Origin of the sequence: Bacillus cereus group sp. BfR-BA-01430 (genome assembly GCF_022663115.1) — a bacterium.
Classification (GTDB): Bacteria; Bacillota; Bacilli; order Bacillales; family Bacillaceae_G; genus Bacillus_A; species Bacillus_A cereus_BD.
In genome coordinates this window covers 537348-563091 of the sequence record NZ_JAKUEW010000001.1, presented here as the reverse complement: position 1 = coordinate 563091, position 25744 = coordinate 537348, and the positions used below count along the sequence as shown (strand labels likewise).

The window sequence follows — 25744 nt, the reverse complement described above, 5'->3', positions numbered from 1 at the left end:
CTTATTTTCACATAGTATATAATAAACAATTCAGAAAGTAAACACAATTATAATTTTATATTTTTTGACATCGTTTCATGTACTACCTTTTGCTCATATTCTTGAATATATTCTTCATATTGCATCGTAATCCCAATCTCATCTAAACCTTTTAACAATTTTTCTTTCCACATTTTTTCAATAGAAAAATGATATCGATGCTGCGGTGTCATGATTACCTCATTTTCCAAATCTACTTCTACTATAGTCCTCGGCTCAATCGCTACCAATTTTTCTCGCGTCTCTTTGTCCATTACAATCGGTAATATCCCATTTTTCATACAATTCATGTAAAAAATATCTGCAAATCCTCCAGCAATAATAACGCGAAAGCCATAATCAGCAAGGGCCCATGGTGCATGTTCTCTCGATGATCCACAACCAAAATTTTCTCCTGTAATGAGAATACTTGCTCCTTTTCGTTCAGGGGCATTGAGCGGAAAATGTGGATTTTCTTTTCTATCCTCTTCATACCGCCATTCATCAAATAAAAATTTTCCAAACCCAGTTCGTTCAATCCTCTTTAAATATTGTTTCGGAATAATTTGATCGGTATCAATATTATCGTTCATAAGTACAGCGACAGTACCTTTATGAGTATGAAACGGCTCCATCATAACTCTCCTTTCTCACATCAACGAAATGACCATATAATGCTGCCGCCGCAGCCATTGCAGGACTTACAAGGTGTGTTCTTGCACCTTTTCCTTGTCTTCCTTCAAAATTACGGTTTGAAGTAGAAGCACAATGTTCTCCCGCAGGTACTTGATCTGGATTCATCCCGAGACACATGGAACAGCCTGGCTCCCGCCATTCAAATCCAGCTTCTTTAAATATATGATGTAATCCCTTTTCCATCGCTAATTGTCTTACCTTTTGTGATCCTGGTACAACAAGTGCTCTTACGCCGTCTTTTACTTTCTTCCCTTTTACAATCGCGGCTGCAATCTCTAAATCCGACAGCCTTGAATTTGTACAAGAGCCAATAAAGACATGTTGAATCGGGATGTCATATGCACTTTGCCTCGGTCTCAGTCCCATATAAGCAAACGCTCGTTCTTCATTTTGATTGCTTATTGCTGGTAACTGTTCATCGATGCGAATTCCCATACTCGGATTTGTCCCCCACGTTACATAAGGCGCTAACTTTGATACATCAATTGAAATATACATATCATACACCGCATCTGAATCTGTATACAGTTCACTCCACTTTTCTACGGCACGATCAAAGTCTTTCGGTGCGTATTTCCGCCCCTTTACGTAAGCAAATGTTTTTTCATCTGGAGCGATTATCCCTGCTTTTGCTCCGCCTTCAATCGCCATATTACAGAGTGTCATCCGTTCTTCCATTTCCATACTCCGAATTGTTTCTCCATAAAACTCCATCACATATCCAGTGCCAACTGCTACTCCATATGTGGCAAGAATATGTAACATGATATCTTTTGCATATACCCCTTTTGGCAATGTACCTTTTAGTTCAATTCCCATTGCCTTCGGTTTCTGTTGCCATAGCGTTTGCGTTGCTAATACATGTTCGACTTCACTTGTACCGATCCCAAAAGCTAGTGCACTAAACGCTCCATGCGTTGCTGTATGGCTATCACCGCATACAATTGTTTTTCCTGGCACTGTAAGACCAAGTTCTGGCCCAATAACATGAACAATTCCTTGTGTTTCATCTCCAATATCGGCTAACGATATATGAAATTGTTTACAATTTGCACGCAATGTATCTAGTTGCTGCTTAGCAATATGATCTGTAATATTCCAAACATCTTTTGTTGGAATATTATGATCCATCGTCGCAAATGTTAAATCCGGTCTCCGTACTGTACGATTTGCAAGCCGCAAGCCTTCAAAGGCTTGCGGTGAAGTGACTTCATGCACAAGATGAAGATCAATATATAATAGATCCAGTCCATTTTCATTTGTTGCTACAACATGCTTTTCCCATAGTTTATCTAGTAGTCTCTTTCCCATTATCGCCCTCTCCCAACTAGCGCTTGTTCTTCCATTTCTTGAAGGACAGCTTGTGTAAATGAAGTTGTCGTTTCTTCTCCGCCAAGATCAGCTGTATATTTCTTTGATCGAAGTACTGCTGTAATCGCCTCTTCAATTGCCATTCCTTCCTTTATGAGCCCAAATGACTGCTCAAGCATCATCTTAACGGAACGCATCATCGCAATTGGATTCGCTTTATTTTTCCCTGCAATATCTGGTGCTGAGCCATGAATTGGTTCATAAAGCGATGGACCATTCTCCGCATGACTTGCTGATGGAAGCATTCCGAGTGAGCCTGCTAGAACAGACGCTTCATCGCTTAAAATATCACCGAATAAATTCTCAGTGACAATAACATCAAACCTTGCTGGATTCCGAATAAGTTCCATTGCTGCTGCATCAACCAACATATGTTCCAACTCTACCTCTGGATACCGAAAAGAAACTTCTTCGGTAATTGTTCTCCACAATTTACTAGATTCGAGTACATTCGCTTTATCAATAGAAGTAACTTTTTGGCGCCGTTTACTTGCGAGCTGAAAAGCATAGGATACAATGCGTTCAATCTCACGGCGATGATATGTCAATGTATCAGTTGCTACTTCCTCGGTCCTTTCTTTTGGAAATGAAAAATAAATCCCGCCTGTTAATTCACGAACAACAACAAAATCAATCTCAGTCGCCGTCTTTAATGGAGACAAATGTGCAATCTCCGCCTCTACTGTTACTGGACGAACATTCGCAAATACCCCAAGCCCTTTTCGAAGAGCAAGTAATCCCTTTTCCGGCCTTTCTTTCGCATTGTCCCATCTTTGTCCACCAACTGATCCAAGCAAGACCGCATCGCTTGCTAAACATGCAGCCAATGTTCTTTGGGGTAATGGTTGCCCAAAGAAATCGATTGCAGCTCCCCCAAATTCCTCTTCTTGTAAATAAAACTGATGGCCATATAATCGTTCAACCATATGCAATATGTCTTTCGCACTTTCCATAATCTCTGGTCCAACACCGTCTCCAGCTAAACAAACAATACGTTTTTCCAAATGATAAGCACTCCTTTTATCTGATTTTTCTGAACAAATAAACAAGGGGGTTCCCTTACTTATTTGGTTGTTACTTAACGAGCGTTAACAGTGCTTTTAATTTTCCAGCAGCATGAACGTATGCTCTAGCTGATGCTTCTAATACGTCTTGTGCAACACCAAACCCTGAAACTTGATGGGGTCCTTCTTTTAATTCCACATGAACGTGAGCCAGTGCATCCTGACCTTGCGTAATCGATTGAATACGATAATCAACTAATTTACATTCCATCTCTAAAATTCTTTGAATTGCATGATAAATAGCTTCGATACTACCTGCCCCAGTTGCAGCATCCTCATATTTATTGCCTTTCTCATCTTGTAAAACAACCGTTGCACATTGAATATGATTGGACACAAAATGTACTTGCAACTGCTTAATATTGTACTGCTGTGTTAAAAGTGCAGCTTCTCCAAGCATAAGTGCCCGTAAATCTTCATCCGTAATCTCCTTTTTACGATCTGCTAATGTTTTGAAGGCTTCAAAAGCAACATCTCGTTCTTTTTGCGTAAACTCATACCCGAGTTCTTTCATTTTTTCCGTAAAGGCATGGCGTCCAGAATGTTTTCCAAGAACAAATAGATTCTGTGATTCACCAATTAACTCTGGTGCAATAATTTCATATGTTGTCACTTCTTTTAAAACACCATCTTGATGAATACCCGACTCATGTGCAAACGCATTTGCTCCCACTATTGCTTTATTTTTTGGTATAACCATCCCAGTTAAACGACTTACTAATGTACTCGTCGCTTTCATTTCTTTCAATATTATAGAAGACTGCGTTTTATAGTGATCTTTTCGAATATGCAAAGCGACAGCTACTTCTTCTAAAGCTGCATTTCCCGCTCTCTCCCCAATCCCATTCATCGTACCTTCCACCTGTAACGCCCCACCCTCAATTGCCGCTAACGAGTTGGCTACCGCCATGCCAAGGTCATCATGACAATGACAAGAGAAAATTGCTTTTTCATAGGAAGACACTGATTCTTGTAAATATTGAAAGAGAGAATAATATTCTGCTGGATGTGTATACCCAACTGTATCTGGAATATTAATGACATCTGCTCCTGCGCGAATAGCAACTTCAACAGCTTCAGCCAAAAAAGGTTTCGCTGTTCTCGTTGCATCTTCCGCTGAAAACTGCACAGTAGGAAACAAAGATTTTCCTAACATAACAGAACGGTGAATACTGTCTAATACGTCTTCTTTTGACATGCGGAGCTTATATTTCATATGAATATCACTCGTTGCTAAAAATACATGCAGTCTAGGAGAAACAGCTCGTTTTACCGCTTCATACGCTTTGCGAATATCGCTGTCTTTTGCCCTTGCTAAACTCATCACCGAAGCATTTTGAATACTTTCTGCAATACGTTTAACAGATTGAAAGTCTCCTTCAGACGCCGCGGCAAATCCCGCTTCCATCACATCGATTCCTAACTTTTCTAGTTGCCGAGCAATTTGTAATTTTTCTTGTTCATTTAAATTGACTCCAGGTGATTGTTCACCATCACGAAGCGTCGTATCCATGAACAAAATCTGTTTCATATTATTTAACCTCCGTCTTTACTTTCGGTTGTACAAACGGCATCATCTCACGTAACTGCCGTCCAACTACTTCAATTTGATGCTCATTTTCCTTTGCGTTTATCGCATGAAAATGTGGTCTTCCTGCTTGATGCTCTGCAATCCATCCTTTTGCGAATGTACCATCTTGAATTTCCTTTAACACGTCTCCCATTGCTTTTTTCGTATGTTCTGTTACAACACGCGGACCAGATACAAAGTCTCCCCACTGCGCTGTATCAGAAACAGAATATCTCATATTTTCAAGTCCACCTTCATACATAAGATCAACAATGAGCTTTAATTCATGTAAACATTCAAAATAGGCAAGTTCAGGCTGATAACCAGCATCTACTAATGTTTCAAATCCTGCTTTTACAAGTGCAGTCACCCCTCCACAAAGAACAGCTTGTTCTCCAAATAGATCCGTTTCTGTTTCTTCTTTAAAGGTCGTTTCTAGCACACCAGCTCTTGTAGCTCCAATTCCATCAGCATAGGATAATGCTTTTTCTGTCGCTGTTCCAGTTGCATCTTGATATACAGCAAACAATGCTGGTACAGCTCCTCCCTCAGTAAAGGTGCGGCGTACTAAATGCCCCGGTCCTTTCGGTGCTACTAAGAATACATCTACATCTTCCGGCGGTGTTACTTGATTAAAATGAACATTAAAACCATGAGCAAATACAAGTGCATTTCCAGATTGTAAGTTTGATTTAATTTCCGCCTGATATACTTCGGGCTGTAATTCATCCGGTAGAAGAACCATCACTACATCGGCTATCGCTGCCGCTTCAGCTACAGAGTAAACGGAAAAACCATCCTCTTTTGCCTTTTCCCATGACTTTCCTTTCCGAAGTCCAACTACTACATCAAAGTTATTATCACGTAAGTTTTGTGCGTGAGCGTGCCCTTGCGATCCATATCCTACAATTGCTACTTTCTTTCCCTTTAATACATTTACCATTACATCTTTTTCATAATAAACTTTTGCCATTTTCTTCTCCCCCTATATGGAAATAATTAATGAATTAACATTACTTGTTTCTCTTGTTTTTTCATGCTTCTTGTAAAAGCTGTCACACCTGTTCTTGCAATTTCCTTCAATCCATACGGACGAAGCAGTTCAATTAAAGCTTCTACCTTTTCCTGTGTCCCTGTTACTTGCACGACTATGGAATCCTTCCCAACATCTATTACAGTAGCTCGGAACGGTTCAATTAAACTATATAGTTCAGACCTTAATACACTTGTTGTCGCTACTTTAATGAGAGCAAGTTCCCTTGCAATAATTGCTTCTTCCGTTATATCAGTTACTTTCAGTACATCAATTTGTTTATGAAGCTGTTTAATGAGCTGTTCAACTTGTTGCCTATTTTCCACATGGACAACAAATGTCATCCGTGAAACATCTGATGATTCCGTATGTCCTACGGAAATGCTCTCAATATTAAAATGCCTTCGTGTCATCACTCCTGTAATCCGGTTTAATACACCACTTTGATTTCGTACAGTTGCAGTCACGATTCGTTTCATTTCCTTTTCACCCCCTCCATTTGATGGACTCCTTTTCCTGGAGCAACCATCGGCATTACTTTTTCAGACTGCAACACTCGGCAATCGATTACGACAGGTTCATCTAATGCCATTGCCGCTTGTAATTCTTCTTTCGCTCGCAGTGGCTCTTGAATTCTTATACCTTTTATGCCATACGCTTGTGCTAGTGCTACAAAATCCGGCTGACAAGAAAGGAGCGAATGGGAATACCTTTGCTGATAAAATTCATCTTGCCATTGTCTTACCATTCCTAATGCCTCATTATTTAAAATCAACACTTTAACTGGTAAAGAATGCTCTTTTAAAACACTTAATTCTTGCAATGTCATTTGAAAACCAGCATCACCGACAATCGCAACCACTAATTCATTCGGCTTAGCAATCTGTGCACCGATTGCTGCTGGAAGCCCAAATCCCATCGTTCCAAGTCCTCCTGATGTGACCCATTTATTCGGATCTTTAAGTGGATAATATTGAGCAGCCCACATTTGATGCTGACCAACATCCGTCGTAATAATCGCTGTCCCCTCTGTAATTTCATACAACATATCAATTGCTGCTTGCGGCTTCATTTTATCTGCATCTTGTTTATAAAAAAATGGATATTGTTCTTTTCTCTCTTTTAAAAGCGCAAGCCACTCTTCATGATTCGCTTTTCGCTCGTTACGTTCTAACAGTGCTTCTAAAGCTCGTTTCGCGCTTGCAACAATCGGAATAGCCGCTGGGACATTTTTACCAATCTCTGCAGGATCGATATCAATATGTGCAACAATTGCCTCTTTCGCAAAATATGCTAAATTTCCTGTAAGCCGATCGTCAAATCTTGCACCAATATTGATAAGCAAATCACATTCATACATTGCTATGTTCGCTGTATAAGACCCATGCATCCCTCCCATTCCTAAAAACAATTCATCATTTGGCGGGAATCCTCCTAATCCAAGAAGCGTATGAACGACTGGTAGACGGTACATGCGAGCAAATTTTGTCAATTCTTTTGAAGCCTTTGCGTGTAACACACCAGCACCAGCTAAAATAAGCGGTTTTTTAGCCACAGCAATCGCTTGTGATAATTTGGTAATTTGTAATAAGTTCGGTTCATAATTTGGCTGATATCCGGGTAAATCCATTTGCACATCACTACATCGCTCCCCTTCCTCCACCATCATATTTTTAGGAAGATCAATCACAACTGGTCCCGGTCGCCCTGTTTTTGCAATATGGAATGCTTCCTTAATAATCCTTGGTAAATCCGAAGCTTTTCTGACTTGATAATTATGCTTTGTTACCGGCATGGTAAGTCCCATAATATCCGCTTCTTGGAAGGCGTCACTTCCAATTAAAGTCGTAGCAACTTGCCCTGTAAAAACAACGAGCGGCAATGAATCAATCATTGCATCGGCGAGCCCAGTGATTACATTTGTTGCCCCTGGGCCACTTGTTGCAATGACAACACCCGGATTCCCGGTAATTCGGGCATATCCTTCTGCTGCATGTATCGCACCTTGTTCATGTCTAGTTAAAATATGAGGAATCTGACAATCATACAATGTATCATATAGTGGTAAAACGGCACCCCCTGGATACCCAAAAATAACTTCAACCGCTTCCTTCTCTAACGCTTCTAACAATAGCTCTGCACCAGTTACCATTTTTTCTTCTGTTTTTGAAGACATCGATTGTATTCCCCTCCTTTTTTATCAAAAAAAAAAATCCTACGTCCACACTTCAGCTATGTGCTGAAGGGACGAAAGATTTCGTGGTACCACCCTTCTTCGCAAGAAATTTTCTTGCCTCAGTGACTCTTTAAAAATGAGTCTAGCTAGTAACGGAGCTACCGTCTAAGCCTAGACAAATGCTTCAGCTTAGCACTCAAGGGCGATGTTCGTCGACATGAACCATCGGTTTCCAGCAACCACCGACTCTCTGTAAGGCTTCATCATCAACTACTCCTCCCCATCAACGCTTTATCGTCTCATGAGAATGATTAAACCGCTTTATTCTCTTCGTAAATTTTCTCTCCATCTGCTACAACTATTGACGAAACTCTTATAGCAAACGCTTTTTATGCGAATCCGTTTTCCCAGAAACAATTGTTCATCCACTTAAATGCGCCTCCTATGTTCTATTGATTTTTTTATTGCTTCCTAGTTTACTCTCCTTTTTAAATAAATCAAGATAATTTTTAGAAAATTTATAATCTTTAAACGTACGGACATCTTAAAGCGTATTGATTTATCAACATTGTTAACGTTTACAAAAATTCAAAAAATTTTTTCGTCATTTTTTATGCTAAAAATATTTTTTTACAAGAAGGATTTTTTGCAAATGATGCGAATCTATTGTATTCAATAAACGGACATCGATTTTATATATTTGGCACTTATGTACAATTTTTGAGGAAAAAGGGGGAAATCAAGCAAAAGATCTCGATGTGAAAATAACCATCATATTTTTTATGTAGTTATCATAATCCTATGTTTAAAAAATAATTTATTAAACGAAGGAGGAAATCAAGATGGCTTACGTACAAATTAAAGGAACAAGAGAAGAGGTAGTAAAGATGCTACAATTATTTGATTTAATGGATACAAAAGGATTTTGTAAATTCAATGATTATGTGGAAGTAGAGCCGAATGAAACGAAACATAATCATTTTACTGCTTCCATTGATTTTCAATCCAATAACAATTCTATTCAAGAGCATTTAAATGATCAATTTGTAAGTCAAATGTTAACTGGTGTATATAACGACTAATCCAGCGCTATATTTCCTTATATGCATCCCGATATTGTAGGGCAGCCCGATTGATGAAAGCTGTTCATCAACGAAGGATAAAAAAACTCTATCGATAAAACTTTCACTTTATAACTTCCTACCATCTTTTTCTCAAATATATAAATATTTGGCGAGAATTTGAGCATATTAGTAGATGGTAGGAGGTGATCGTTATGGCAAAAATCGGTGTTGAAAGTTCGTTAACAGATGTTCAACAAGCGTTGCAACAAAAAGGACATGAAGTCATTTCTCTACAATCCGAAAGTGATGCAAAAGAATGCGATTGTTGTGTCATTACTGGACAAGATTCGAATGTAATGGGAATCAGTGATGTATCGACAAAAGGATCTGTCATTAAGGCAAGCGGTTTAACGACAGATGAAATTTGTCAACAAGTTGAAAGTAGAGTATAGAAGATATCATATCTACTATATGTATCCGAATTAAAAAGAGAAGTCTCCTTACATGCAGGAGACTTCTCTTTTTTATATTCACCTAACGGGAAAGTAACATATACTGGATGAAAGCCCTACCTCTCTCTCATCAATACGGTTCCTCTGACCGCTCCTTGATACACTAGTATGCGTATCACCTATACATACAAAGTTTAGGGTCTGTTCACAAAAGTTGTTGGTACAATTACCCGATCTTTCACAAACTTTTCATCTTGTACGTATAAGTAATAGTTAAGCTATACTAGCTGTAACCGAGACACGAATTAAAATTATAACATATAATAACAAATTCGTCAATAATTTTAAGGAAACAAAAAACAGACAGTATCATCTGCCTGTTTTAAAATGGCGCTTTTTCTTTTACAACGTAAACAACAAATCCGCTTACTAGCATACATAAGCCAACAGCAAAATTCTTGATATTAATCATAACTACCTCTCCCTTATTTCATATATCATATATATTTACATTTCAATTATATTTGTCATTACAAACACACTTTTCCTAATATATCATAATTCCTAAAAAATGCAAAGTACTGTCTAGCGTCCATTTACAAACTTATCCACGGTGCTTGGAACTGTATTCAGCGCCTTCTCAATTAAATGTGTCCCACTCTGTAAATGCAATACTTGCACACCATTCGACCCTACTACTAAAAAAGCGACAGGATTGATGGAGACTCCAGCTCCACTTCCTCCTCCAAACGGATACTCTTGTTTCATTTCTTTTTGTGACCCCTGCCCTGCATGCGTATGTTGCTTTTCACGGCGAGATACTTCTCCTTTAAAATCACTTCCCCCTGCTCCAAAACCAAAACCAACTTTCGAAACAGTTAACACGACATGTCCATCTGCTGTCGAAACAGGACTCCCTACAATCGTATTTACATCTACCATTTCTTTCAAATTTGTCATTGCTGTTTTCATTAAACTTTCAATTGGATGTTCCATCATTTCAACCAACCTTTCCTTATCATTCTTTTTTATACTCTCCAAAATAAAGGAACTCATACCAAGTTTTACAATCAAATCAAATTGCTATACATACCTCTTTTGTTTCTCATCAAAATGAAATTTCACGCAGCATAACAACCCTACCTACAAATTTTAAAAAGTGATAAATAGCAGGATAAAAAAGAAAAAGCTATACATACTACTAAAGAACCTTGCTAGGAAAGGAGCGATTACCTTGGCTGATAAATTTGATGATCATCATAGAACTGAAAATGATTATAAAGAAGAATATGCGGCAGAGGTTGCCCCTAATCGTGTCACTTATGACCGAGACGATAGAGATGATGTAAAATCAAAAACAGCAGGATCAACGGCAGGTTTCATTGCTCTTGCTCTTGCAGTCTTATCACTGTTCACATTCCCAACACTATTTGGGCTTGTCTCCGTTTTACTCGGTATTTATGCTTATAATCGTGGTGCTACTGTTACCGGTAGTATCGCTGCTATTGTCGGCGGTATTGCTGTACTGGTTTCTTTATTATTCCGCGCTGCAATTATCGGTTTATTGTTTTCACTCTTTTAACTAAAAAAGGTATCTCGCCAAGCGAGATACCTTATCCTGTGAAAACATCTTCTGATGGATAGCGAATTTTTTGTTTCGCAGGTCGTGCTAAAGAAAATACTAATGTTAACGGTCCGATTAATCCGCAAAACATAACGAACATAATGATGCATTTTCCAACTGCAGATAACTTCGCAGTAATCCCCATTGTTAAGCCGACCGTTCCAAATGCTGAAATCGTTTCAAATAATAATTGAATAAAACTAAATTTTTCTGTAAGCATTAATAAAAATACTGCCACAAAAATGAGAATTTGACTAGCAACTACAATCGCTAAAGCTCTCGTTACTGTTGCCATTTTAATCGTACGATGAAATAACACAAAGTCTTCCTTTTTTCTAAAAAAGGAAATAACGGATGTAATTAAAATAACAAATGTCGTTAACTTAATTCCTCCACCTGTCGAAACGCTACCCGCACCAATAAACATTAAAGTCATCGTAAATAATATGGATGACTCTTCCATTCCGCCGTAATCAACTGTATTAAACCCTGCGGTACGCGGTGTAATTCCTTGGAAGAAGGACGCCCATAATTTTTCATTTACAGATAATGGGCCTAATGTTTTCACATTATTATACTCCAATATAAAAATAACAACCATAGCAATTACATTTAGAGCAATCGTTCCTAGAATCATAATTTTCGAATGAAGTGATATTTTCTGAAAACTACGACTATACCACATATCAATTAATACAGTAAATCCTAAACCACCTATAACAATTAAAGAGCAAATACCAATATTAACAATCGGATCTCCTACATATCTCGTTAAATTATCTGGCCATAGTGCAAATCCTGCATTATTGTAAGCTGCAATCACATGAAAAATACTGTAATACATTCCTTTACTAAACCCAAATTCCGGGATAAATCGAATAGATAAAAAAATAATTCCAATTCCTTCTATACAAATAGAAAAAATAAAAACTCGTTTTACTAATTTTACAAGGCCACCAATATTTGTCTGATTAAAAGCTTCTCCAATGAGTAAACGATGACGTAAACCAATTTTTTTACCGAGTACCCATACAATTAAAATCGCAATTGTCATTAATCCAAGACCACCCGTTTGAATTAACAACATGATGACAATTTGACCAAACATCGTAAAAGTACTTGCGGTATCTACAACTCCTAAACCAGTTACAGTCGCTGCAGAAGTTGCTGTAAAAAAAGCATCGACCCAACTAATCGATTCCTTTGTCGCAAATGGTAACTTTAATAACATTCCTCCGACGACAATTAAACAAAAAAAGCCTGTTGCTAAAATTTGGGGTGGACTTAATCTGATAGAACGATTATAAACTCCTTGCTTTTTTTCTGCTTTCATATCACGAACTCCTCAATAAAATGCTTCTATCTTTCATGCTATAAGGTAGAATTTCATTATGAAAACAAATTCTTATACTCTTATAATATAGTTGAGCATAATCCTTTTTTTTATAGATTTCAACTCTTATTTTCATAAGCACTAACCGATGGATTCTGTTTATTTTTTTAAAATCCCCACACCTTTCACTTCAAGTTCACATTGAAGTCACATCTCTCTTTTATATTATAACTATCAAAGCTGTTCCTCCCTAATAACGAGACATTCCCCAATGTCTCAAACAGCTTTCCATCCCTAATTAAAATTGACATAAATTGTCCCCTTCCATGACCACCTTATTTTGACAGGGTGGTCTTTTTTTGCTTTCTCATAAAGTAAAGGCTGTTACGGATCTCTCTAATCATACATTTTCACTTTCATCACTGAAAAATGAACAAAATATGCATTTTTCAACTAGAAAATTTTCAGAAAATATTGTCAAATAATATCATTTTTCGGTACAATTAAATGAGAACATATTTTCAAAAATAAGGAGGGATTTCATTGAAACAAACAAAAGCAATCTTAATCGCTCTATTCGTCGGTCTTATCGTCGGTCTCGCCCTAAATTTATATGCCCCATCCATTTTTACACCTTTAAATCAATATGTCTTTCATCCAATTGGACAACTTTTCATTCGGCTTATTAAAATGCTTGTCGTTCCAGTTGTATTTATTTCGATTGCTCTTGGTGCCGCAGGTCTTGGCGATCCTAAACAACTTGGTAGAATCGGAATCAAATCCATTTCTTTCTTTTTAACAACAACAGCTATTGCTATTTCACTTGCTGTTACACTCGCACTCTTTATTCAACCAGGACAAGGCGGTACATTTAAAACAGAAGGGCTTTCCTATAAAGGAGACAAAACGGAAACATCTATTGTTGATACACTCCTCAATATCGTCCCAGATAACCCAGCGAAAGCAATGAGTGATGGAAATATGCTTCAAATTATTGCTTTTGCGGTATTAATTGGACTCGGACTTGCCATTCTTGGAAAGAGAGTTCAAGGAATCTACTCATTACTTGAACAGGGTAACGAATTAATGATGTATCTTGTAAACCTCATTATGAAACTCGCTCCAATTGGAACATTTGGATTGCTCGCTTCTTCTGTTGGACAGATGGGGCTGGCAGGCGTCGCTGCAATGTTCAAGTATATGATTGTTGTTATGCTAGCACTTGTCATACATGGCATTTTTATATACGGCGGGTTATTAAAAATATTTACAAAAGAAAGTATCGTTCGCTTCATCAAACATTTTTCACCTGTAATGGCAATTGGATTTAGTACCTCTAGTTCCAATGCTTCTCTTCCATTTGCTATGAAAACAGCTCAAGAAAAGCTTGGCGTTTCAAAATCTGTTAGTTCATTCGTTCAACCACTCGGAGCAACAATCAATATGGATGGTACCGCTATTATGCAAGGGGTAGCTACCGTATTTATTGCACAAGTATATGGTGTTGAACTTACAATTGCTCAATTAGCTATGGTCGTATTAACCGCTGTACTAGCTAGTATCGGAACAGCCGGCGTTCCTGGTGTCGGTCTTGTTATGTTAACGATGGTTTTAAATCAAGTAAATCTTCCGGTAGAAGGCATCGCTTTAATTATTGGGGTGGATCGTATTCTTGATATGTCTAGAACAGCTGTTAATATTTCAGGTGATGCAATCTGTGCCATGATTGTTTCGAAATCTGAAGAGAAATATATTGAAAATGACTCTGCTGCATCCTAATTAAAAAGGAGTGAATCAATTCACTCCTTTTTTGATTTACTTCCTTTTTTAGAACGGTATTCTTTTCCTTTATTATCATTCCCAATTTCAAACTCTGCACCAAATTCCTGTTGAAACTGTCCTAATTTTGGTGAACCTTGATTTTTACTACCGTGACTACCGTTACGATTCGTCATTTTTCTCTCTCCTTTCTTCCATCATTTTTAGTATGGCTTTTCGTAACCGATCATACTCATTTTCCACCTATAGTAACTACGAATCTTTTCATTATTTATCGCACTTTTAAATAAAAAAAACCTTCTCAGAACTGAGAAGGACTTGTTCTTATATAAGTTTTTTCGAAATAGATATCATAAATTCCATTTCTTCTTCAGATAAAGCGGAGAATCTTTCTTTTAAATATTGTCTTTTCGCCGATTCCATTTTAGCAACTAATTCTTTTCCTTGCTCCGTAATTTCTAAATATACAACACGTCGATCTGATGTAGAACGTGAACGTGTTACAAAACCTTTATGAATTAATTTTTCTGTTACAGCTGTAATATGACTATTCGAAACATTCAATTCATTCGCTACCCGTGAAACCATCTCTTTGTTAGCACGATTTAATATGCGAAGCACGACAAACTCATTCCATGGTATGTAACCACCAAAAATCTTGCCAATATCATTACGCAACGAACGAAACATAGCAAAGACATTTGTAGACAGGTCCTCCATTAATTGTTCACGATTGTAAGACACCATTTACATCCCCTTTTATTTCATATAGTTAAATAAAAACATTATTAATAATTCTACCTTAAATCTTACCTTTTGTCACCTTATTTTCTTATAAAAATTCAGTTCTATCCATTCCATTTTAGGAAGTAATAATACAAGCTTTTCAAAACGAAAATTGGTACAATAAAAGCATCTTAAACAAAAGAGGTGTGAATCATGAATTTACAACAATGGGCTGATAAAGGTATGTCCTTTGATACATATGTCAATGAAATGAAAGTAAATCAAGATAAGTTATTACACATTTATAATAACTTTTTAATTCCAAACGAATTACTCCCTGTTTTAGAAGAACGTCAAAATGATAACTGGCGCGTTATCGTTTTAACGGCTGATTGGTGTGGTGATGCCCTTCTTTGTGTACCTGTTATGAAACGCATTTGTGAAGTGGCAAATATTGATATGCGCTTATTAATTCGTGATGAAAACTTAGAATTAATGGATCAATATTTAACGAACGGTACAGCGCGATCAATTCCAATTTTCATTTTCATTGATCAAGAAGGAAATGAAAAAGCCGTATGGGGACCACGTGCTCCAAAAATACAAGAATTAATCACTTCCATGCGAGAAACATTGCCAGAAAAAGAAGATCCATCATTTGAAGAAAAACAAAAAGAAATGTATGCCAATTTCCGCGCAACATTAGCTGATGACACGTCCCTTTGGGAACATGTGATGGAAACTATGATTGAAAAAATCGTGAAATAAAAAAACTGCCATTCCGGCAGTTTTTTTACATAAGAAAGAAATAGAATACCGCTGCTAAAATAAAGCGATAATAAGCAAACGGTGTTAATTTTACACGTGCTAATAATTTTAAAAACGAAACAATTGCAAGCATCGCTACAATGAATGCTGTAATAAATCCACTCGCAAATAACGGTAAATCCGCCACACTTAATACATCCCAGCTTTTTATTAAATCTAGTCCGCTAGCAGCTATCATCATCGGTACTGCTAAAATAAATGTATATTCAGCTGCTGCTGTATGTGACACACGAGCAATCAATCCACCACTTATTGTTGATCCAGATCGTGAGAATCCTGGCCAAAGCGCTAAACATTGGAACATCCCTATAGCAAATGCTTGTTTGTATGTAATCTCATCCAATGTTCTTGCTGTACTTGGCTTCGAAAACTTCTCAGCCACAATCATTAAAATACCACCTGCAATTAAGCTAATGACAACCGGGCCTGGCCCAAATAAAACTTCTTTAATGGTACTATGAAACAATACGCCAAGCACCCCAGCAGGGATCATTCCAATAATAATATGTAATAAATTTAATGATGGTCCTTCTGTCACTTTTCCAATTCCCACTAACGACCATAACCGTTTCCAAAATATAACAACAACTGCTAAAATCGATCCCAATTGGATAACAACTTCAAAAACTTTTGCTCTCTCGTCGTCAAATCCAAGTAAATGACCTGTTAAAATCATATGGCCCGTTGATGATACTGGTAAAAACTCTGTCAACCCTTCAACAGCACCCATGATTAAACCAATTAACCAATCAGCCACGACTCGTGCCTCCTTACTCTCAAATCTGTAATTTTCCACACCTTATCATAATACCCTATACGTTTTCAAAGTGCATCTATTTTTATTTTTTCTCCACTACAATGCATATATTTCTTTTCTATTCTTAGATTAAATTGTATGATAGTAAGAGTTTATTTTATATGGCAAGGGGGATTTTATGAACGAAGCGCTCTCATTCTCACAAAAAATAAAGCAATTTTTATTACTATTTCTTCCGATTTTCGTCACGCAAATGTCATTATTTGCAATGAGCTTTTTTGATACGACAATGTCAGGACATGCAAGTCCGACTGATTTGGCAGGTGTGGCAATTGGGACTAGCATTTGGATTCCCGTTAGTACTGGATTAACTGGCATTTTAATGGCTACTACCCCAATTGTTGCTCAACTCGTAGGATCGAATAAAAAAGAAGATGTTCCTCATATTATTATGCAAGCCGTATACTTAGCAATTTTTGTTAGTATCCTTGTTATTATAATTGGGTTTTTCGCTGTTTCTCCTATTTTAAACGGCATGCAATTAGAAGAACCTGTAGAACGTATTGCAACTCAATTTCTAAGCATTATTGCAATCGGAATTATTCCTTTATTTGTTTATACTGTATTACGAGGGTTTATTGATGCATTAGGAAAAACACGAACAACGATGATTATTACATTGCTTTCTTTACCGATTAATGTTGTTTTAAATTACGTGCTTATTTTTGGACATTTCGGCTTCCCAAAACTCGGTGGTGTCGGAGCAGCTATCGCTTCCACTGCAACATATTGGTGCATTTTATTAATTACAATTATAATCATTTGTACGAAGGAGCCGTTTGCATCTTTCGGTATCTTTAAGCAGCTATACCGCGTTTCTTTTTTAAGTTGGAAAGAATTCCTAAAACTAGGCGTTCCAATTGGCTTTGCGATCTTTTTTGAAACAAGTATTTTCGCTGCTGTAACACTTTTAATGAGTAACTTTAGTACGACAACGATAGCTGCACATCAAGCAGCTATGAATTTTGCTTCATTATTATATATGACACCATTAAGTCTATCTATGGCTATGACAATTGCCGTTGGATTTGAAGTTGGAGCAAAACGATATAGAAACGCCAAACAATACGGATGGATTGGAATAGGTTTTGCACTTTCCTTTGCCCTTTTATATTCCATCCTTCTTTATTTCTTTGATGATGCGATCGCTTCTATTTATACAACAGATTCAGCTGTTCATCATTTGGCAAAAGAATTTCTTATATTCGCGATTTTATTCCAATTTTCTGACGCAATTGCAACACCAGTGCAAGGAGCGCTTCGCGGTTATAAAGATGTAAATGTCGCACTCATTATGACTTTAATCGCCTACTGGGTGATCGGACTTCCACTTGGTTATCTCTTTGCAACGCACACAGATTGGGCTGCAAAAGGGTATTGGATTGGTCTTATTCTTGGACTTGCATTTGGTGCTAGCTTCCTGCTTGTACGCCTTTTCCAAGTACAACGCAAATATATTACAGAGAAAAATCGCTAATTATAGCGATTTTTCTCCAAGTTATTGAAAGTATTCATAAAAATTGCTTCCGTACTAAAAATTAACGTTTTATACTGTTTTATTAGTAAGAACATTGACAACAGCGTCTCTTTTTCCCATCTTATGGATCATGAAACCATGAATTTTAATATGGGGTGGTATGAGTGGATGATAACGAATAATATCCATACTCTTTTCGATATTTTCACGAACATTTTCTTTTCCATTTAGCCAATCGGCAAAGGTACCACCTGAAAATTCAGGCATGCAATATTTAAAAAGATAGTCCAGTTGTATGTTATCTTGTATGGAATCAAGTTGGCTTTGTAGATGAACTAGGGCAGTCTCTTTATCTTTTATTCCTACAACAAAAATCTCTTCAACATTTTCTTGATAAATAGCAATAATAATAGATCTCATTATATCTCCATAAGGATGTACAATTACGGAACCACAGCTTTGTATCGTTAACATGTTTTCTGGTTGAACATTCGTTACTTGTTGTATCATACGCTCTATTCCGTCTTCAATGTCCGTTAACAATAAAACTTTTTTATTCTTTAACTGCATGTGTTGCACTCCTTCTTCATTATAATCATTCTATTTATGAAACTTTTAATTTAGCAATTACCAGTTTTTCCATCTCCCTTCCGGGTCAACACTAGCAAGTCTAACCCACCCATTTTTAACTTTTTCTCGAAATATCAAATCATTCTTTAACAAACGTTCTATATATTTGCTAGGTGCTTGGATGACAATTAATAAACGAAGTGGAGAATGATATACCTCATAATCTGATTGCATGACAGATTGCCATGGTACTCCTGATAACAAGTCGCTCGCATTTCCCTGCATAACACCAAGACCTGCTGTTACAGTTTGTGTTGCTTTATTTCCACTACCATAATAATGAGGAGCTACAGTTGAAGCATAATATTGTAGATTGATCCATTGAGCCACAGTTCCTGGCCCTGCAATGATGTTGGCTAAAATATCGCCACTTTCATCCTGCTTCCAATCATAATTATGAAGGAAAGCGCTACCTTCCAAGTCACAATCCTGAGTTAATTCACGTTGTCCGACAATAAAAGATGAATTACGAGCTAATCCCCATTCTGGACGTACCTCACTCCAATCTTCTGCAAACCTGTGTGCCTCTGCCCTCGGATTTTTCATTTTCGTTTTGAAATTAGGTAATTGAGCTAAACGCTCCCTATTTGCATTGTGACTGACTTTTGGCATAATCGCTTTGATATGATGAAACGCTTCTTGTGCAGATTCCGAAAGTTCAGGAATATAAATCCATTCTAATTCATCCACAGTTGTTTTATGCTCAGCAGCTGCGAAAACCGTGTCCTCAGGGATTTTAATTCCTTTAGCAGAAAGCCCTTCTCTTACTTCTGGAAGGTTGCATAAAGTAGCGAAAATTCTTGCATTGAATCCTCCTGACGCGCCACCACAAGCACCACACTCAAGAGCTGCAGCATAAGGGTTGTTCGTACTTTGACTACTATGCCCACATATTACGACTAAAGGAGCGAAATTCTCTGTTAGCCCCATCATTTTTAATGTTTGGCGTACATAGTTCACCTTTTCTTCTTTAGAAAAACCAATAGGTATTTCCGACTCTGTGTCATGAGCATAATTAAGCGAAAATCTTGTATCAGGTTTTCGTAACCAAGTTTTACGAAGGTTACGAATGAAGCCACCTACTCTTCTTGGTACAAAGCTCCGTGCTATCATTTGTAGACCAAGCAGAGGTCCACTTAACTCGGGTAGAAGCAAGCTCGTAAGTACATTCTGTTTCATCATTTTAAATGTATAGCTTACTGAGTTGTCTACCTTTTTACGTTGTTGGTAAGACTTCAGTTCATCTTCACTTGCAAGCTCTTTTATTTGATGCTTTGGTTTTTGCATAACCGGTAAAGAAGGATGGCTGTGATGACTACCTAGTTCACTCGTTGCAATCGGTAATCCAAAGAAACCGGCAATTCCAATCGTCTCGAACGGACCTGCTTTTTCAAGTTGTCGACGAAAAGGTTCTGAACGTACATCAATACAGAATGCCAATTGAGCTAATACAAATTTTTTCTTGTTGTTTACACGTTGTTTAGAGAGAATCTTCTGACTTAATCGCTCCGCATGTGTTTGTTCCCAAGCTTCCCACCAAAGCTTTCTACGAAGTTTCTCATCAAAATGATGCGCCATTAATAATAATTCATTTTGCTCCGCTGCAGACATTTGAGACCATTCCTCGATTGAAATATCCCCCCAATGGATCCAAGAAGCTAAAAGTGGGACAATCGGAACTTTTTTCTTGAGCTGACGATTTACGAAAGATAAATAAGGTTTTACAATCGCCCACTCCATTGAAATTCGAACTGCTAAATATTCTGTTAGGAGTGTATGTTCCCGAATCGATTGTTTAGAGCGCCAAAGTATAATTCCTGCCCATCCAGGTAAGGAAAGCAAATGGCCTTCAAGATACGTCTGTATCTTTGACTTAGGGATTTTTAGTTCGGACAAAGCTCTTACTAAAGCCGCATTTGCATCTTGTGGCCAATCTTTTAAAGCTTTACGCTGATTTTTACTGAGTGCTGGATCATATTTAATAAGGTGGTGCCATGCATGATAGAAACCTTTCTCACGATTTGGCATTGCCCAACTTGACTGAAAGTTATCCAGATATAATTTACACCATTTAATAACATGATAATCAAGGATATTAGCCAACCTTTCGCTATCTTGATTCTCGATAAGCGAACTTATTGGTTGCATTGAAAAATCCTCGGTACTTTCCGTATTTATATCATTTATTTCCGCTGCTAATTTATTTAACTCTTTTGATAATAAGAGCTGAGAAGGTAACTTATCTAACTTTAAAGCTGCCTGGCAAAAACGTTCTGCTTTCTCTCTTGGTATATGAAAAGATTGTGAGTCAAGCCAACGATGCAATCCCGCATGTAAAAAAGATTCATCGATTTCTCCTCTCCCCTTTGCCGAATGAATCATGGAAGCACTAGGGTATATATCCACATCACGAATTTCTTTTAGCCAATCTGCAACTTGTTCAAAGGATTGCTTTTCAAGCCCCACCCAAGGATGACGTGCTGCAAACGTAGAGATAGGCCAAAGTGGTGCTATAACTCGGCTAGCAGATTGAACGAAATCACTCATATCACTTTCCTGAATATCAATATTTGCGTCTTTCTTTTTAAAACTTTCTTTCGTTACTACAGATGATATGCTCATCACTGATTACCTCCCTGTGATACATGGTGTTTCAGGTAGTTCGGGTGACTTTCTACTGACTTTTGATTTGCCTCGCCTACTCGAACTAACCAAAGATACAGTATGGCGAATATAGTAGAGGATCGATTGCGAGCAACCGAAGCAACAATCGCGCTACTAAATAGTAAGAGACATATGACAAAGGTAACAGCTGGAACTGGAGGTTGAACATTTTGATACACATCTGTGTGCAACCACTCATAAAAAAAGGTATGAACGGTAAAGTAAATGAGCGAAAATCCAATCAAAAAAGATAAGCCAGTAATTCGACCAATTTTCCCCTCGCCAAAAACAACAAGCTGTTTCCATGAAAAGTATAATGACCATCCTAAAATTAGTGCACTCACTAATTGATATCCCTCTTTAGGGGTCATAAGCCAGAAACCAATTGCAATAAGTAAGCCTAAAATACGTCCAACCATAATCCATAAATACGATGCCCTTTCATGAGAGTGTTTCACAACCTCAAAATGGCGTACAGAAGAACCAGCTTGTAAAAACAATGTAGCTTTGAACAAACCATGTAAAATCAAATGAATAATGGCAGCTAAATAAGCACCTAACGCGCATTGAATGAGCATAAATCCCATTTGTGCAATCGTTGAACCCACTAGCTGGCGTTTGTAGTCAACTTGGACTAGACTAATTCCAGTTCCTATTAATACAGAAACACTGGAGAAAATAAGTAAAATGATTTGTGCGATCTCATCATGAAAAAGAGGTGAAAATCTAGTCAGCATGATACCGCCAGCATTTACTAAACCTGCATGCATAATAGCGGAAACAGGAGTTGGAGCAACAGCAGATTCAATGAGCCATCGTTGGAAAGGCCATTGGGCTGCCGGAATCATCACAGCTAATATGATGAATAAATGAATCCCTACTTTCTCCCATGTTCCATGTTGAGCGAAACTTTCATCCGCTAAAATGGATGTTAACTGCCACTGTCCAGTTGCTTGAGAAAGCCAAATTACAGCTAATAATAAAGCAATCCAACTTATTGTAAAGAAACGACCAGAAATTTTCGTTGCTTCCCTTACCACTTTCCAACTGCTATTTAATCTTATGAGTAGGACCAATCCAACAAGAGTTGCTCCCCAACAAATGACCATTAAACGAAGATCATCACTTAACCATGCAATGGAAGAGGTACTTGTAGTGAATGTGAAAAGTATAAAATATTTTCGATATGAGCGATCTCCCATTAAATAACGTAAAGAAAAACGCTGAATGATGAAACCAATTGTAAGAACAAAGAAAGCCATTAACCAAGCTAAAGAATCTAGATGCCAAGGACCAATAACTTCATCTACATTTGTATGAACAAGTGCAAGTAAGGAAACGAATGACGGTAAAGCAGCGATACCAATATGAATACGAACAAAATGTAAGGGTATCCTTGCATTTAAAAACAATAATCCACTTAGCCAAGAAGCACTAAGCGTAATAAATAATAATGTTAATAGTGTTGATGAACTTAGCGAAATTAACATTTAAAATACTCCCTCCAAACGACGATAACTTATAAAAATCTCTTTTTCATCAAGGCGATTTTTTCAGAATTCCAAATTTTCATTTCCTTCTTTTAGCAAGTAGATGTTTTTTATCAATAAAAAAACCGACAACTTCCATAATTCAATGATGATATAAAATCATTGAATTATGGACATTGTCGGTTTCACTTCAACTAACTTCAGCGAAGTTTTTTGAAGTGCTCCCATTTTATAAAGGGTCGTAATTTATTTGTTTATTCCTTCTATCTAAAGAAAAAGTAATATATTTCTAATCTTCTAGATTATGCGATGTATAAATTTATGTTACACTCAATTTTTATGTTCAGAAGCTTTTTCATTTAGTCAATATAAATGATTAAAAAAATGCTAAAGCTCTAAAAATAAACATCTGTACGTCTTTAAAACATCTATAAGATAAACTATATTTTAAAATTTGTCAATCCCTTTGTAAGATTTCTGAAAGTTCTTTTCATTAAAATTCACAAAAAACCTATTTTTTACATTAAATTTTTTTCTCAAGATTATGAAATAACTTGAAAATCATTACCCGTTCACCCGTACGAGAGCTTATATCAGTATGGAAGCTTTTCACTTTTTCTCCAGTTAAGTCTATTATAATATCCTTAAGATGATCTATTCCCGATTCCACTAGTTCTGAACGTGTTTTCTTTATCGTTAACATACCATCTTTTGTTTCACAAACAGCATATTCAGCTGGTGTTAAAATACCTTGTAAATTCACAATGATCATATCCCGTAATATATCTGTCTTAACAGATATAGACCCACGCCCAAGATAATCTTTTTCCCACTGAGTAATTGCCTTACTTATTTCTGATTCAATAGAACCTTTCGACTTTTTCATCATACTATGTATCCTCCTTCAACAAAATAAAATTACAATAACAATATAATAATCTGGATTCCTTCTATTTTCAATTACTATGGCGAAATGATAGAACTTCTAATTAGATAGTTTTCAATAAAAAAATGAGAAGCAACCGTAACAAAAAATCGTGAAAATCAACAAAAAAAGAGGAAGATGAAGGGCTATTTGATGTATCGATATTACTTTTTATTATGTTCCTCATACTCTGAGAAAAACTGCTAATGATAGAGTTTTTTCTTTCATGTATAGTTCTTCTTTACAACGTGTAACATAAATAAAAAAGGAAGGTGAAAGTATATGGACGAACAAAATAAAAAGAAAACATTCGATGAAGAATTCGCCCCTGAAATTTCACCTGGATATCGCCAAGATGTTCATAAGCCCCCTAAATATAAAAATACATCTTTTTTAGTTGGTATTACCATCTTCGCTGCTATATTGCTTATACTCATCATTTTCGTTTATTTTTAATGAAAGGTGGATCACTTTATGAAACAGCAAAATGCTCATACTTCCAAAAGAGTCGTTCCAACAAAAAAAGGGTACGTCGGAAATTCTATTCATAAACAGAAACAAATTGAGCGAGGAAATCTCCACATTGCACAAAAAGAAATCGGACAACAAAATGAAAACCTGTAAAAGAAGATAAAAAACAGTGATACCGTCTACATTAGTATCACTGTTTTTTGAAACATGAATATGGGGTTCATATTACCATTCCTATCTCGATAATAAAGAAATTTCTGATATTATAAAATAAGAACTCTCACTATAACAGAAACGGGGAACGATATATGAATTCTTTTCAACAATATATACAACAAGCACTCCCGCATTTACATATAGATTCTTTTCAACAAAATGAAAGCGGCTGGGATAATATAGCGATTATTATAAATAACGCTTTGCTTTTTCGCTTTCCTAGAAAAGTCACGGCTGCAAAAAGAATCCCGCTAGAAAAAGAACTTTGTTCTCTCCTAGCTAAGTCTTTACATGATATTGAAATTCCTAATTATCATCTATTGTATTCAAATGAATCAGATGCTGTTCCAGCTTGTAGTTACTATACGTTTATTCATGGAAAACCATTGACACCTCAAATGATTGCTAACTTAACAATACAAGAGCGCGAAAAAGTAATGATGCAGATTGCTCGATTTCTTGCGACTTTACATACTATTTCAATGGAACATGCTATACAATTAGGATTTAAAATGGAAAAAACAATCACCTACTGGAAACAACTGCAAATAAAATTAAATGGTTATCTTTCTCATCTATTAACAAGATTCGAGAAAGAGGCCTTTGACAAGTTTTTTCATCAATTTTTCACACTGTTACATCGATACGACTTACAACATACAATGATTCATGCCGATTTTACTCATCATCATATTTTATTCGATGAGAAGCATAAAAAAGTTTCTGGAATTATTGACTTTGGCGATACACAAATTGGAGATCCTGCCTTTGATTTTGCTGGTTTATATCATGACTTTGGGAGTATATTTACCGAAGATGTTTATAAAAAATACTGTGCCCTTATCCCTCATCATGATTCATCCTTCATGAAACGCATTATTTCTTTTTATCAGCATAGTCCTTTACTTCATCAGCTCCTTTACAATTTGGAACGAAAGGATGAACACGCAATACATAATGGGTTGAAAAATTTACGAACAATGCTGCAGGGATTGAATTAGATTCTTTCCCTATATTCTTTTTCCTCATACGCCATTAACTTTTTATCTATTTCAACCATCACTTTATGCATTTGAAATGCCTGTAAAATTTGCAGTCGAATCCAAAACGGCGCATTTTGTTCTTTTAACCATTGAAATACTTTTTTTTCATTTTCCACTGGTACCCCTCCTATTATCGAGTAAAACTTTTATGAATTACAGTTCCTCCATTTTTTATTACTTATTCCCTTCCCCTGCTCACCATATACTTATGTCCTTATTTTTTGTTGCTTACTTGAGTATAACGTAAAGGATGAAAAGCATTTCATGTCAATCCTTA

General features: G+C 36.7%; 27 protein-coding genes and 1 other annotated feature. Of the genes, 9 read left to right on the top strand and 18 right to left on the bottom strand.

The window, feature by feature from the left end:
* Nucleotides 1-47: 47 nt before the first annotated feature.
* The 7 genes from leuD to ilvB form a co-directional block, all read right to left on the bottom strand.
* On the bottom strand, nucleotides 48-653 hold the full coding sequence (leuD, locus tag MR058_RS02910) for a 3-isopropylmalate dehydratase small subunit (RefSeq protein ID WP_242142555.1): 606 nt from the start codon (nucleotides 651-653) through the stop codon (nucleotides 48-50).
* Nucleotides 631-2025 (bottom strand): 3-isopropylmalate dehydratase large subunit, encoded by a 1395-nt coding sequence (gene leuC, locus MR058_RS02905; RefSeq protein WP_242142554.1) that lies wholly within the window; start codon nucleotides 2023-2025, stop codon nucleotides 631-633. The genes leuD and leuC overlap by 23 nt, the downstream gene beginning before the upstream one ends.
* Entirely contained in the window at nucleotides 2025-3089 is a 1065-nt protein-coding gene (gene leuB, locus MR058_RS02900) for a 3-isopropylmalate dehydrogenase (protein WP_242142553.1), read from the bottom strand. The genes leuC and leuB overlap by 1 nt, the downstream gene beginning before the upstream one ends.
* A gap of 70 nt (nucleotides 3090-3159) precedes the next feature.
* Complete coding sequence (locus tag MR058_RS02895; protein WP_242142552.1) at nucleotides 3160-4680, bottom strand: 2-isopropylmalate synthase; 1521 nt, start codon at nucleotides 4678-4680, stop codon at nucleotides 3160-3162.
* Between the two features lies 1 nt (nucleotide 4681).
* Entirely contained in the window at nucleotides 4682-5692 is a 1011-nt protein-coding gene (gene ilvC, locus MR058_RS02890) for a ketol-acid reductoisomerase (protein WP_242142551.1), read from the bottom strand.
* A gap of 26 nt (nucleotides 5693-5718) precedes the next feature.
* Entirely contained in the window at nucleotides 5719-6231 is a 513-nt protein-coding gene (gene ilvN / locus MR058_RS02885) for an acetolactate synthase small subunit (protein ID WP_242142550.1), read from the bottom strand.
* Nucleotides 6228-7928: an acetolactate synthase large subunit gene (gene ilvB, locus MR058_RS02880; RefSeq protein WP_242142549.1), complete on the bottom strand. Its 1701-nt coding sequence runs from the start codon at nucleotides 7926-7928 to the stop codon at nucleotides 6228-6230. Before ilvB ends, ilvN begins: the two co-directional genes overlap by 4 nt.
* 64 nt (nucleotides 7929-7992) lie before the next feature.
* Nucleotides 7993-8224: a binding site (T-box leader), on the bottom strand.
* Between the two features lie 546 nt (nucleotides 8225-8770).
* On the opposite strand from ilvB, the gene MR058_RS02875 reads away from it, so the two are divergent.
* Nucleotides 8771-9010 carry a DUF3911 family protein gene (locus MR058_RS02875; RefSeq protein ID WP_242142548.1) on the top strand — a complete coding sequence of 80 codons (240 nt, stop codon included), beginning with the start codon at nucleotides 8771-8773 and terminating at the stop codon, nucleotides 9008-9010.
* Nucleotides 9011-9204: 194 nt separating this feature from the next.
* Nucleotides 9205-9444, top strand: coding sequence for a YkuS family protein (locus MR058_RS02870; protein WP_011984197.1), 240 nt, complete (start codon nucleotides 9205-9207; stop codon nucleotides 9442-9444).
* Nucleotides 9445-9826: 382 nt separating this feature from the next.
* On the opposite strand, the gene MR058_RS02865 is transcribed toward MR058_RS02870, so the two are convergent.
* Together MR058_RS02865 and ytfJ are read right to left on the bottom strand one after the other, a co-directional pair.
* Nucleotides 9827-9916: a hypothetical protein gene (locus MR058_RS02865; protein WP_016113989.1), complete on the bottom strand. Its 90-nt coding sequence runs from the start codon at nucleotides 9914-9916 to the stop codon at nucleotides 9827-9829.
* A gap of 113 nt (nucleotides 9917-10029) precedes the next feature.
* Nucleotides 10030-10500: a GerW family sporulation protein gene (gene ytfJ, locus MR058_RS02860; RefSeq protein WP_242142547.1), complete on the bottom strand. Its 471-nt coding sequence runs from the start codon at nucleotides 10498-10500 to the stop codon at nucleotides 10030-10032.
* Nucleotides 10501-10678: 178 nt separating this feature from the next.
* Here ytfJ and MR058_RS02855 point away from each other — a divergent pair, with 178 nt between their 5' ends.
* The gene (locus MR058_RS02855) at nucleotides 10679-11026 is read left to right on the top strand and encodes an MraY family glycosyltransferase (protein ID WP_242142824.1); all 348 of its coding nucleotides are present in this window, start codon (nucleotides 10679-10681) and stop codon (nucleotides 11024-11026) included.
* Between the two features lie 31 nt (nucleotides 11027-11057).
* Here MR058_RS02855 and MR058_RS02850 read toward each other — a convergent pair whose 3' ends face one another.
* Nucleotides 11058-12401 (bottom strand): TrkH family potassium uptake protein, encoded by a 1344-nt coding sequence (locus MR058_RS02850; protein ID WP_242142546.1) that lies wholly within the window; start codon nucleotides 12399-12401, stop codon nucleotides 11058-11060.
* Between the two features lie 543 nt (nucleotides 12402-12944).
* Here MR058_RS02850 and MR058_RS02845 point away from each other — a divergent pair.
* A complete protein-coding gene (locus tag MR058_RS02845) occupies nucleotides 12945-14180 on the top strand; it encodes a dicarboxylate/amino acid:cation symporter (RefSeq protein WP_242142545.1) in 1236 nt (411 codons plus the stop codon).
* Between the two features lie 20 nt (nucleotides 14181-14200).
* On the opposite strand, the gene MR058_RS02840 is transcribed toward MR058_RS02845, so the two are convergent.
* Nucleotides 14201-14356, bottom strand: coding sequence for an imidazoleglycerol-phosphate dehydratase (locus MR058_RS02840; RefSeq protein ID WP_242142544.1), 156 nt, complete (start codon nucleotides 14354-14356; stop codon nucleotides 14201-14203).
* Between the two features lie 148 nt (nucleotides 14357-14504).
* Nucleotides 14505-14924, bottom strand: a complete 420-nt coding sequence (locus tag MR058_RS02835) for a MarR family winged helix-turn-helix transcriptional regulator (RefSeq protein WP_140388402.1) — start codon at nucleotides 14922-14924, stop codon at nucleotides 14505-14507.
* A gap of 195 nt (nucleotides 14925-15119) precedes the next feature.
* Here MR058_RS02835 and MR058_RS02830 point away from each other — a divergent pair, with 195 nt between their 5' ends.
* Complete coding sequence (locus MR058_RS02830; protein ID WP_242142543.1) at nucleotides 15120-15674, top strand: thioredoxin family protein; 555 nt, start codon at nucleotides 15120-15122, stop codon at nucleotides 15672-15674.
* Nucleotides 15675-15699: 25 nt separating this feature from the next.
* Here MR058_RS02830 and bacA read toward each other — a convergent pair whose 3' ends face one another.
* On the bottom strand, nucleotides 15700-16491 hold the full coding sequence (gene bacA / locus MR058_RS02825; RefSeq protein ID WP_242142542.1) for an undecaprenyl-diphosphate phosphatase: 792 nt from the start codon (nucleotides 16489-16491) through the stop codon (nucleotides 15700-15702).
* A 178-nt stretch (nucleotides 16492-16669) separates the two neighbouring features.
* Here bacA and MR058_RS02820 point away from each other — a divergent pair, with 178 nt between their 5' ends.
* Nucleotides 16670-18028 (top strand): MATE family efflux transporter, encoded by a 1359-nt coding sequence (locus tag MR058_RS02820; protein ID WP_242142541.1) that lies wholly within the window; start codon nucleotides 16670-16672, stop codon nucleotides 18026-18028.
* A gap of 69 nt (nucleotides 18029-18097) precedes the next feature.
* On the opposite strand, the gene MR058_RS02815 is transcribed toward MR058_RS02820, so the two are convergent.
* The 4 genes from MR058_RS02815 to MR058_RS02800 all read right to left on the bottom strand — a co-directional run bounded on the left by MR058_RS02815 (nucleotide 18098) and on the right by MR058_RS02800 (nucleotide 23698).
* Nucleotides 18098-18598 (bottom strand): carbonic anhydrase, encoded by a 501-nt coding sequence (locus MR058_RS02815; RefSeq protein WP_242142540.1) that lies wholly within the window; start codon nucleotides 18596-18598, stop codon nucleotides 18098-18100.
* Between the two features lie 57 nt (nucleotides 18599-18655).
* A complete protein-coding gene (locus MR058_RS02810; RefSeq protein ID WP_242142539.1) occupies nucleotides 18656-21280 on the bottom strand; it encodes a DUF2309 domain-containing protein in 2625 nt (874 codons plus the stop codon).
* Nucleotides 21280-22812, bottom strand: a complete 1533-nt coding sequence (locus tag MR058_RS02805; protein ID WP_242142538.1) for an NADH dehydrogenase subunit 5 — start codon at nucleotides 22810-22812, stop codon at nucleotides 21280-21282. The genes MR058_RS02810 and MR058_RS02805 overlap by 1 nt, the downstream gene beginning before the upstream one ends.
* Before the next feature lie 523 nt (nucleotides 22813-23335).
* On the bottom strand, nucleotides 23336-23698 hold the full coding sequence (locus MR058_RS02800; RefSeq protein ID WP_242142823.1) for a Na-translocating system protein MpsC family protein: 363 nt from the start codon (nucleotides 23696-23698) through the stop codon (nucleotides 23336-23338).
* A 321-nt stretch (nucleotides 23699-24019) separates the two neighbouring features.
* Between MR058_RS02800 and MR058_RS02795 the strand changes: the two genes are divergently transcribed.
* The 3 genes from MR058_RS02795 to MR058_RS02785 all read left to right on the top strand — a co-directional run bounded on the left by MR058_RS02795 (nucleotide 24020) and on the right by MR058_RS02785 (nucleotide 25425).
* Nucleotides 24020-24193, top strand: coding sequence for a 2-isopropylmalate synthase (locus tag MR058_RS02795; protein WP_242142537.1), 174 nt, complete (start codon nucleotides 24020-24022; stop codon nucleotides 24191-24193).
* 18 nt (nucleotides 24194-24211) lie between these two features.
* Nucleotides 24212-24361: a hypothetical protein gene (locus MR058_RS02790; protein WP_242142536.1), complete on the top strand. Its 150-nt coding sequence runs from the start codon at nucleotides 24212-24214 to the stop codon at nucleotides 24359-24361.
* Nucleotides 24362-24516: 155 nt separating this feature from the next.
* The gene (locus tag MR058_RS02785; RefSeq protein WP_242142535.1) at nucleotides 24517-25425 is read left to right on the top strand and encodes an aminoglycoside phosphotransferase family protein; all 909 of its coding nucleotides are present in this window, start codon (nucleotides 24517-24519) and stop codon (nucleotides 25423-25425) included.
* Here MR058_RS02785 and MR058_RS02780 read toward each other — a convergent pair.
* Nucleotides 25422-25583: a hypothetical protein gene (locus tag MR058_RS02780; protein ID WP_011984180.1), complete on the bottom strand. Its 162-nt coding sequence runs from the start codon at nucleotides 25581-25583 to the stop codon at nucleotides 25422-25424. The genes MR058_RS02785 and MR058_RS02780 overlap by 4 nt on opposite strands.
* Nucleotides 25584-25744: the final 161 nt, after the last annotated feature.